The 10,237-nt window shown below is 70.4% G+C and carries 7 protein-coding genes; 3 read left to right on the forward strand and 4 right to left on the reverse strand.

Features of this window, described 5'->3' with window-relative positions:
• Positions 1 to 38 precede the first annotated feature (38 nt).
• Both pulA and JYK17_RS31725 read left to right on the forward strand, forming a co-directional pair.
• On the forward strand, positions 39 to 5,384 hold the full coding sequence (gene pulA / locus JYK17_RS31720) for a pullulanase-type alpha-1,6-glucosidase (RefSeq protein ID WP_222811713.1): 5,346 nt from the start codon (positions 39 to 41) through the stop codon (positions 5,382 to 5,384).
• Positions 5,385 to 5,529: 145 nt separating this feature from the next.
• Positions 5,530 to 5,892 (forward strand): 5-carboxymethyl-2-hydroxymuconate Delta-isomerase, encoded by a 363-nt coding sequence (locus tag JYK17_RS31725; protein ID WP_108008044.1) that lies wholly within the window; start codon positions 5,530 to 5,532, stop codon positions 5,890 to 5,892.
• Between the two features lie 8 nt (positions 5,893 to 5,900).
• Here the strand turns inward: JYK17_RS31725 and JYK17_RS31730 are convergent, their stop codons facing one another.
• From JYK17_RS31730 to JYK17_RS31740, 3 genes are all read right to left on the reverse strand, one after another.
• The gene (locus JYK17_RS31730; RefSeq protein ID WP_108008045.1) at positions 5,901 to 6,590 is read right to left on the reverse strand and encodes a TetR/AcrR family transcriptional regulator; all 690 of its coding nucleotides are present in this window, start codon (positions 6,588 to 6,590) and stop codon (positions 5,901 to 5,903) included.
• Positions 6,591 to 6,658: 68 nt separating this feature from the next.
• On the reverse strand, positions 6,659 to 8,581 hold the full coding sequence (locus JYK17_RS31735; protein ID WP_222811714.1) for a hypothetical protein: 1,923 nt from the start codon (positions 8,579 to 8,581) through the stop codon (positions 6,659 to 6,661).
• Between the two features lie 49 nt (positions 8,582 to 8,630).
• Positions 8,631 to 9,140: a tetratricopeptide repeat protein gene (locus JYK17_RS31740; RefSeq protein ID WP_108008047.1), complete on the reverse strand. Its 510-nt coding sequence runs from the start codon at positions 9,138 to 9,140 to the stop codon at positions 8,631 to 8,633.
• Positions 9,141 to 9,263: 123 nt separating this feature from the next.
• Between JYK17_RS31740 and JYK17_RS31745 the strand changes: the two genes are divergently transcribed.
• Positions 9,264 to 9,698: a hypothetical protein gene (locus JYK17_RS31745; protein ID WP_108008048.1), complete on the forward strand. Its 435-nt coding sequence runs from the start codon at positions 9,264 to 9,266 to the stop codon at positions 9,696 to 9,698.
• Between the two features lie 74 nt (positions 9,699 to 9,772).
• Here the strand turns inward: JYK17_RS31745 and JYK17_RS31750 are convergent.
• A partial coding sequence (locus tag JYK17_RS31750; RefSeq protein ID WP_222811716.1) for a DUF1996 domain-containing protein occupies positions 9,773 to 10,237 on the reverse strand: 465 nt, incomplete at its 5' end.

Raw genomic sequence — 10,237 nt, forward strand, 5'->3', positions numbered from 1 at the left:
GGACCCACCAGAGCCGTCATCGCAAGGAGTACCCGCCTGTGATACCGAGAGCGAGACGGGTCGCGGCCGTCACCGTCGTGGCCCTCGCCGCCGCCCTGATCCAGCCACTGGCCGCGCAGGCGGCCGCTCCGCCCGCGCCGCCCTCCGACGCGAAGCTCGCCGCCGCGCCCGCCCGGCACGACGACACCCGCGAGCAGTTCTACTTCGTGATGCCGGACCGTTTCGCCAACGGCGACACCGGCAACGACGAGGGCGGCCTGACGGGCTCACGCATGAGCACCGGCTACGACCCCACGGACAAGGGCTTCTACCAGGGCGGCGACCTCAAGGGCCTCACCCAGAAGCTCGACTACATCAAGGGCCTGGGCACCACCGCCATCTGGATGGCCCCCATCTTCAAGAACCGGCCGGTGCAGGGGACGGGCGCCAACGCCTCGGCCGGCTACCACGGTTACTGGATCACCGACTTCACCCAGGTCGACCCGCACTTCGGCACCAACAAGGACCTGGCGACCCTCATCTCCAAGGCGCACGCCAAGGGCATGAAGGTCTTCTTCGACGTCATCACCAACCACACCGCCGACGTCGTCGACTACCAGGAGAAGTCCTACGACTACCTCTCCAAGGGCGCCTTCCCGTATCTGACCAAGGACGGCAGGCCGTTCGACGACGCCGACTACGCGGACGGCACCAAGCAGTTCCCGTCCGTCGGCACGGGCTCCTTCCCGCGCACCCCGACGGTCACCGCCGCGGACAAGAAGGCCAAGGTCCCGGCCTGGCTCAACGACCCGACGATGTACCACAACCGCGGTGACTCCACCTTCGCCGGCGAGAGCGGCACCTACGGCGACTTCGGCGGCCTCGACGACCTGTGGACCGAGCGTCCCGAGGTCGTCAGCGGCATGGAGAAGATCTACGAGCGCTGGGTGCGCGACTTCGGCATCGACGGCTTCCGGATCGACACCGTCAAGAACGTCGACATGGACTTCTGGACCCAGTGGGCGACGGCGCTCGACAAGTACGCCGCCGCGCACGGCCGCAGGAACTTCTTCATGTTCGGCGAGGTCTACTCCGCCGACACCTCCGTCACCTCGCCGTACGTCACTCAGGGCCGCCTCGACGCCACCCTCGACTTCCCCTTCCAGGACGCCGCCCGCTCCTACGCCTCCCAGGGCGGCAGCGCGCAGAAGCTCGCGTCCCTCTTCGGCGACGACTACAAGTACACGACCGACAAGGCCAACGCGTACGAGCAGGTCACCTTCCTCGGCAACCACGACATGGGCCGCATCGGGTACTTCCTGGACCAGGACAACCCGAAGGCCACCGACGCCGAGCTGCTGAAGAAGGACGAGCTCGCCAACGAGCTGATGTTCCTCAGCCGTGGCAACCCCGTCGTCTACTACGGCGACGAACAGGGCTTCACCGGCTCCGGCGGCGACAAGGACGCCCGCCAGACGATGTTCGCCTCGAAGGTCGCCGACTATCTCGACGACGACGAGATCGGCACCGACCGCACGCACGCGAGCGACGCGTACGACCCGAAGGCCCCGCTCTACCGGCAGATCAGCGCGCTCGGCACGCTGCGCAGGGCCAACCCGGCCCTGACGGACGGCGTGCAGACCGAGCGCTACGCGGCCGACGGACCGGGCATCTACGCCTTCAGCCGCACGGACGCCAGGACCGGCCAGGAGTACGTGGTCGCCCTCAACAACGCCGGCGAGACGAGAACGGCGACCTTCGCGACCGGATCCGCGGGCATGCAGTTCCGTGGCATCTACGGGACTTCGGACGACGTCACCTCCGGCGCGGACAAGAAGGTCACCGTCTCCGTCCCGGCGCAGTCCGCCGTCGTCCTCAAGGCGGCGGGGCGGCTCGCGAAGCCGGCGACGAAGCCGACCATCACCCTCAAGGCCCCCGACGCGGGCTCGACCGGCACGGTCGAGCTCTCCGCGGGCGTCGACGGCGGCGGCCTCAACCGCGTCGTCTTCGCCGCCCAGGTCGGCAACGGCAAGTGGCGGACCCTCGGCTCCGCCGACCACGCCCCCTACAAGGTCACGCAGACCATCGGCCAGGACGTACCGCCCGGAACTGCCCTGCGCTACAAGGCAGTTGTCGTCGACACGGCCGGACGCACGGCAAGCGCCACGGCCGCCTCGACCACCGGTACCCCGCCCGCCGAGGAGCCCCCCACCGCCTCCACTCGCGACTACGCGGTCGTCCACTACAAGCGCAGTGACGGCGACTACGGCGGCTGGCAGCTCACGTCGGGTGACACGAAGGCGGAATTCAGCGGGCGGGACGCCTACGGTGCGTTCGCCTGGGTGAAGGTCCCGGCCGGGGCGGGCGAGATCACGTACGGCATCGAGAAGGACGGCGCCGCCGACGGCCCGCAGCGCTCGATCGATCTTGGCAGGACCGGCGAGGTCTGGGTCGAACAGGGCAAGGACGGCTCGACGGAGACGAAGCCCGACGGGGCGTATCCGCCGCAGGACACGACCAAGGCGGTCATCCACTACCACCGCGCCGACGGCAACTACGACGGCTGGGGTCTGCACGTGTGGACCGGCGCCGCGAACCCCACGGACTGGACGAGCCCGCTGAAGCCGGTGAAAATCGACTCATACGGCGCGGTCTTCGATGTACCGCTCACCGACGGTGCCACCAGCCTCAGTTACATCATCCACAAGGGCGACGAGAAGGACCTCTCCGCCGACCAGTCCCTGGACCTCAAGGCGAGCGGTCACGAGGTGTGGCTGCTGAACGGACAGGAGAAGTACCTGCTGCCCCAGCCCGCGGGATCGGCCGCCGCGCTCGACCTGACCACCTCCAAGGCGGTCTGGATCGACCGGGACACCGTGGCCTGGAACGGCTCCGACGGCGCCGCCTCCACCCAGCTGCTGTACTCCCACGACGGCTCGATCGCCGTGAAGGACGGGGCGCTGACCAGCGACGACGAGCGCTGGCTGCGGCTGGAGAAGACCACGCTCACCGACGCCCAGAAGGCGAAGTTCCCCTATCTGAAGGACTACACGGCCTTCTCCGTCGACCCGCGCGACCGCGACCGGGTGCGCGAGGCGCTCGACGGCCAGATCGTCGCCTCGCAGCGCGCCGCCAACGGAGCTGTGCTGGCCGCGACCGGCGTGCAGATCGCGGGCGTGCTCGACGACGTGTACGCCGACGCGACCAAGACGGACCTGGGGCCGACGTTCCACCAGGGCCGCCCCACGCTCTCCGTGTGGGCGCCGACCGCGCAGAGCGTCTCACTGGAGCTCGACGGCTCCCTGAAACCGATGAAGCGCGACGACACCACCGGCGTCTGGTCGGTGACCGGGCCCACGTCCTGGAAGAACAAGCCCTATCGATACGTCGTGAAGGTGTGGGCGCCCTCGGTCCGCAAGGTCGTCACCAACAAGGTCACCGACCCCTACTCGGTCGCCCTGACCGCGAACTCCGAGCGCAGCCTCGTCGTCGACCTGGACGACAACTCCCTTGCGCCGGGCGGCTGGTCGACCCTGACCAAGCCCAAGGCCGTACCGCTGAAGGACGCGCAGATCCAGGAACTGCACGTCCGGGACTTCTCGGTCGCGGACAAGACCGTGCCGGCGAAGGACCAGGGCACCTATCTCGCCTTCACCGACAAGGACAGCGACGGCTCGAAGCACCTGCGTGAGCTGGCGAAGTCGGGCACGTCGTACGTCCATCTGCTGCCCGCCTTCGACATCGCCACCATCCCCGAGAAAAAGGCGGACCAGGCCCGCCCCGACTGCGATCTCGCCTCCTACCCGGCCGACTCCGACAAGCAGCAGGAGTGCGTCGCGAAGACCGCCGCGAAGGACGCCTACAACTGGGGCTACGACCCCTTCCACTACACCGTCCCCGAGGGCTCGTACGCGACCGACCCGGACGGCACGGCCCGTACGGTCCAGTTCCGCAAGATGGTCAAGTCGCTGAACGAGGACGGCCTCAGGGTCGTCATGGACGTCGTCTACAACCACACGGCGGCCGCCGGCCAGGCCGACACCAGCGTCCTCGACAAGGTGGTGCCCGGCTACTACCAGCGGCTCCTCGCCGACGGCTCGGTCGCGAACAGCACCTGCTGCGCCAACACCGCCACCGAGAACGCCATGATGGGCAAGCTGGTTGTCGACTCGGTCGTCACCTGGGCCAAGGAGTACAAGGTCGACGGCTTCCGCTTCGACCTGATGGGACACCAGCCGAAGGCGAACATCCTCGCGGTCAGGCGGGCGCTCGACGCGCTGACCCCCGCCAAGGACGGCGTCGACGGCAAGAAGATCATCATGTACGGCGAGGGCTGGAACTTCGGCGAGGTCGCCGACGACGCCCGCTTCGTGCAGGCCACCCAGAAGAACATGGCCGGCACCGGCATCGCGACCTTCTCCGACCGGGCGCGCGACGCCGTGCGCGGCGGCAGTCCCTTCGACGAGGACCCCGGCGTCCAGGGCTTCGCGTCCGGCCTGTACACTGACCCCAACTCCGCGTCCGCCAACGGCACTTCGGCCGAGCAGAAGGCCCGGTTGCTGCACTACCAGGACCTGATCAAGGTCGGGCTGACCGGCAACCTCGCCAAGTACCGCTTCACCGACACCGGGGGCAGGGACGTCACCGGCGCCGAGGTCGACTACAACGGACAGCCCGCCGGTTACGCGGACGCGCCCGGCGACGCCGTCGCCTACACGGACGCGCACGACAACGAGTCTCTGTTCGACGCCCTCACCTACAAGCTGCCGAAGGACACCTCCGCGGCCGACCGGGCCCGGATGCAGGTCCTCGCGATGGCGACGGCCACCCTCTCGCAGGGCCCGTCCCTCTCGCAGGCGGGATCGGACCTGCTGCGCTCGAAGTCCCTGGACCGCAACTCCTTCGACAGCGGCGACTGGTTCAACGCCGTGCACTGGAACTGCGCGGACGGCAACGGCTTCGGCCGCGGGCTGCCCATGGCGGCCGACAACGAGTCCAAGTGGCCGTACGCGAAGCCCCTGTTGACCTCGGTCAAGGTGGGCTGCCCGCAGATCGAGGGTGCTTCGGCCGCGTACCAGGACCTGTTGAGGATCCGCTCCACGGAGAAGGCGTTCTCGCTCGGCACGGCCGCACAGGTGCAGTCGGAGCTGTCCTTCCCGCTGTCCGGGAAGGACGAGACGCCCGGCGTGATCACCATGCGGCTCGGTGACCTCGTCGTGGTGTTCAACGCGACGCCGGACAAGCAGGAGCAGCACGTGACGTCCCTGTCGGGCACCGGCTACCGGCTGCACCCGGTGCAGGCGGCCGGGACGGACGCCGTCGTGAAGTCGTCGTCCTACGACCGGGCCTCGGGCACGTTCTCCGTCCCGGGACGCACGGTCGCGGTCTTCACCCGGACCTCCTGACACCGGCACGGCACCGGTGGGGCGGACCAGGAGGGACGGTCTGCCCCACCGGTGCCGTGCGCGGTCGCACCGCAGGTGAGAGCCTGACGCCGGCACACGGGGCGAGGACTTAGGGTGGCGGTGTCGTCCCGGAACAGGAGTACCCATGCCGCAGATCACCGTCGACTACTCGCGCACCATCGAGCCCGCCTTCGACCGGGACGCCTTCGCCCGTGCCCTGCACGAGGCGACGGTCGAGATCGCCGCGGCCAAGCCGGAGGCGTGCAAGACGCAGTTCCGGCCGAGCGAGCACACCGTGTACGGCTACGAGGACCCCGCCCAGGCGCGCCACGCGGTCGTCCATGTCACCTTCGGACTGCTCGCCGGGCGCACCGAGGAGACCAAGGCGAAGCTGACCGAGACCACGCTGGAGCTGCTGCGCAAGCACATCGGCGGCGAGGGGATCACGCTGCACGCCTCCGCGGAGGTGCGCGACCTCGACCCGTCGTACCGCAAGTTCGACCGGTAGAGCCCGCTCTACGAAGCGAGCGCCAGCAGTCGCGTGAGCAGGTCCGCGAAGGGGCCGTCCCGGGGCTCGTCCTTGAAGATCCCGCGCAGCAGGACGGCCATCTCCTCGTCGTGGGCGGCGCTCACCGCGGCCAGTGCGGCGAAGTCGTGCACGAGCTGGGTCTCCAGTTCGGCGCGCGGGATGCGCCGGCCGTCCAGCCAGATCAGCGCGGTCGACTCGGCGAGCGAGATCCAGGAGCGTACGACCAGTTCCAGTCGCGCGGGCGGATCCTCCACGCCCAGATGCGAAAGGATCTGGTCATACGCGGCCTGCCGTACGGAGTCGATGAGGGCGTTGGTCGCCGACGAGCCGACCGCCGGGCCGCCGCGCATCAGGGCCGAGAAACCGGGCCCGTGGTCGTCGACGAAGTCGAAGAAGCGACGCATCACCCGGCGCAGCCGCTCGCCCAGCGGACCGTGCCTCGGCTCGTCGAACCGGCCCGCCAGATCCTGCGCGGCACGCCTCAACGCGGCCTCGTACAGGCTGAGTTTGCCGGGGAAGTAGTGGTAGACCAGCGGACGGGAGATGCCCGCGGCGGAGGCTATCTCGTCGATGGAGACGTCGTCGGGAGAGCGTTGGCTGAACAGTTCGAGGGCGACGCCGATCAACTGCTGCCGCCGCTCCTCGACACCCATTCTGCGGCGAACCCCGGTACTCATGCGAACACCTTACCGATCGGATCCGGCCGCGAACGGACCAGACCAACCACGGGTGTTCAGGGTCTGCCCTAACCGAGCCCGCTGATCGACCGCCCGTCGTCCGTGGTGCCCTTCAGTTCGGCCCTGACCCCCTGCCGGGCCCGTGCCGCCAGCAGGCCGCCCCGCGCGCTCGCCCGCACCCCGCCCGTCGTGCTGATCGACGCGGTGCCCCGGCTCCCGGCCGCGAGCAGGTACCAGCTGCCCTTCTCCGCCTTCCACAGCACCCCGGCCAGCACCTGCGGGTCCTTCGCGCCGCACGCCGGGACGTTCTCCGCCTTCGCCGCGATCGCTCCGTACTGTCCGCCCGGCGTGTGGAACTGCGCGAGCACCCGGGTCCCGCCGCCGCGCCAGGTCTCGGCGCGGGTGCACACCCAGTCCGCCGAGCCGCTCGCATCGGGCAGCGGCTGCCGGGCGTACTCCCAGGTGTTGACCTCGCGTACACCCGCCGAGCGCAGCGCGGCCAGCGAGCAGGCGTACGGCGCCCACGTGCGCAGCCCATCGGCGCCGCCCACCTCATGGGTGGCGCCGGGGCGGCCGGTGGTGAGCCGGGCCGGGACCAGCTCGCCGAGGTCGGTCGCCAGGCGGGTGCCGGTGGCGTCGGTCAGCTGCAGCACGTTCCACGAAGTGCAACTGCCGTTCTGTGCCGAGGAGTTGGCCAGCGGCGCCGTCACCCCGTCGGTGATGGCCAGGTCCGTCGCGCCCGCACCCGGCTTGAGCAGGTCCCGCTCGGCGGCCTTCGTCACCCAGGGCGCCGTCAGATAGCGGACGTTGCCGTCGGCCCGGCCGAGCACCAGCGCGCTCGCCTCGGCGCGGCCCGCGTCGTCGACCCGTGCGAAGTCGAGGGCGGCGCCGCCCTTCGTGCCATCCTTCGGCTCGGCGTAGCGCACGATGCGCAGGCCGTCGTAGAGGATCACCACGTGGGCGCTGTCGACGGTCCCGGCGTACAGCAGCTGGGGCGGGCCGGAGGGGCCGCCGGACGGGGTGCCCGGGGTCGCGGAGACCCGGACGCTCTCGCCGGGGCGGGCCCAGACCGCGAGGGCGCGGCGCAGCAGGGCCCTGTCGCCGGTGAGGTCGCCGCGGGCCGGCCACACGGAGAAGTCGGTGCGCGCCGAGACCTGCCAGGCCGTCGGGGCGACCCTGGCCAGCTTCGCCGGGTCGAGGGCGGCCTCGGCGGCCGGGTTCTTCGCGTACACGGGGGCGGCCGCACCGTCGGGCGCCCAGCCGTCACCGGGCAGACCGAGCAGGGCCCCGCACACCGCGAGGGCCGCGGCGGCGGCGAGCGCGGCCTTGGCGTGCTGCCTGCGCCGCATCAGGTCGGTGGGCCTGGCCTGCAGCGAACAGGGGTCGAACTCGGGGGAGTCGAGCAGGGCGTACTGCTCGGGGACGTCGCCCGCCTCCTGGAGCGCCGCGTCCGGGTCGGCGCAGCCGGCCGCGGTCAGCACCCGGCACACCTCGTGGTCGGGGAGCTGCTCCAGACCGCGCAGCACATAGGCGGCGCGGGCCGGTCCGGACAGGGCGGACAGGCGCTGGTCCAGGGCGAGTTCGTCGGCCCCGCCGGAGCGCGGGAAGAGCCTGAGGCCCCACACCTGGGGGAGCAGCGGCGGCAGTTGGGTACGCCGGGGCCAGGCCGCGCGCTTCAGCGGCAGGCCCGCCTCCAGGGCCGTGCGCAGCACCCGCAGGCGGACGAAGGCGTACCCCGGGTCGCCGTCGCGGCCGGTCGACTGGGCCGGGATCACGGGCGCCGGTGTCCGGCCCCGGGGCAGGGCGCGCTGGGTGAGGGCGTGCGCGGTCACCACGCGCCGGTTGCGGCCCAGGCTCGGCGGCAGCACCAGATAGGCGAGCCGGACCAGCCGCGGATAGTGCTCGACGAGCGCGGCCTCCGCCTGCTCGACATCGACGACCGGGTCGGCGGAGTGGGGGGTGGGGCGCGGGGCGACATCCTGTGACTGCACGTTCAGCAGAACGAGCGAATCGTGCGATGGTCACCGTCACCCGGTCGACTCAGCCGGCGGGCTCGACCAGGGCGCGTGCGTAGTTCGCCATCGACCGCTGGTAGCGCGGCAGATGGGGCGCGAGGGCGCCCAGCACGAGGGAGAGGCCCTCGCGGTCGCGGCCCAGGCTGGACAGGCACAGCGCGAGAGTGGCCCGTACCGCGTCGTCCAGTTCGTCGGAGGGGGCGTCCAGTTCGGGTGTCAGCAGCTTGACGCCCTCCTCGGCCCGCCCGATGTTCCTGAGCGAACTCGACAGCTGGATCTTCGCGCGCCGCCCCTTGTACCCGTCGGCCTCGCTCAGCCCGAGCTCCAGCGCCCGGCGGTACAGCGGCACCGCCTTGTCCGAGTGACCCGTCGAGTCCCAGGCGCAGGCCCGCTCGAAGGGGCCGAGGGGGCTGTCGTCGGGCAGTTCGGCGACGAGCGCGTCGATCACGGCCCGGAAGTCGCCGGCGTCGTCCTCGGCGTAGTCGTCGAAAGTGGCCCAAGCGGCCGTCACGCGATCTTCCCAGTCTCGGTTCACGGGCCATACCCTCGCACACCTGTACCCGCAGCTGCACCGGATTTGAATGCGGGGCGCCCCGCAGCCGTATCGAAGGGGACGGGCCCGTGGTTCGAGGGCCAGCACATGCGACCGGAGGAACAGATGAGGTTGACCCGACCGATGCTCGCCGTGGCCGGCGCCGCGGCCGTCCTGGCGCTGGCGGGCTGTGGATCCGGAGACAGTGACGCGGCGGCCAAGGTGCCGGTCACCGCCACCGGCAGCCTGGAGAGCCTGGCGGCCAAGGCGAAGTGCAAGCCGGACATGCAGATCGACTCCGACACGGTCCGCCAGGCCATCTGCAAGACGTCCGACGGCAAGTACATCTTCGCCACCTTCGCCACCGACCGGGGCCAGCGCGAGTGGATCAACGACGCGAAGGACTACGGCGGTTTCTATCTCGTCGGCCGCAAGTGGGTCGCCGTCGGCGACGACAAGGTCGTCAGGGCGCTGCAGGGCACGCTCGGCGGCGAGGAGGAGATCGGCGCCGACCACAGCGGTCACAGCGGGCACGGCGAGCACAGTGGTCACAGCGGCTGAACTCCGGCGGCGCACACGACAGCGGGCGGTGGGAGAAACCCACCGCCCGCTCTCGTCGCTCTCGTTCTAACGGATCACCGGCACTGCTTGCCGCTGTTGATGCAGTCGGCGATCTTGTTGGCAAGACCACCGGTGGTGATGCTGATGAAGTCGTTGTGGTCGGTGGCCGGCTTGTGCAGCTGTTCCGGGAAACTGTCCACCGCGTACGGGTTCTTGACCTGACCGTTCTCGATGGTCGGCGTCGGAATGTCGTACACCAGGCGCTCGGTCAGCTGCGGGATCGCCTCGAAGCCGTTCGGGCAGGTACCGCTGGCGGGGTCGGCGAACGCGTCGTGCGTACGGTGGTTCGCGCTGTCGATGTTCTTCCCGTCCCAGCAGCTCTGGAAGGCGAAGGTGCGGACCACCTTGCTGCCCTTCGGGCAGAGCGGGTACTGCTCGGTCAGCTGCACCTTGTTCTCGAAGCCGGTGCAGCTCCAGTGCGCGTTGGCGTTGGCGAGACCGTTGGTGGTGGTCTTGGCGTCACCGGTGATGATGCGCAG

Source organism: Streptomyces plumbidurans (genome assembly GCF_019857225.1).
Lineage (GTDB): Bacteria > Actinomycetota > Actinomycetes > Streptomycetales > Streptomycetaceae > Streptomyces > Streptomyces plumbidurans.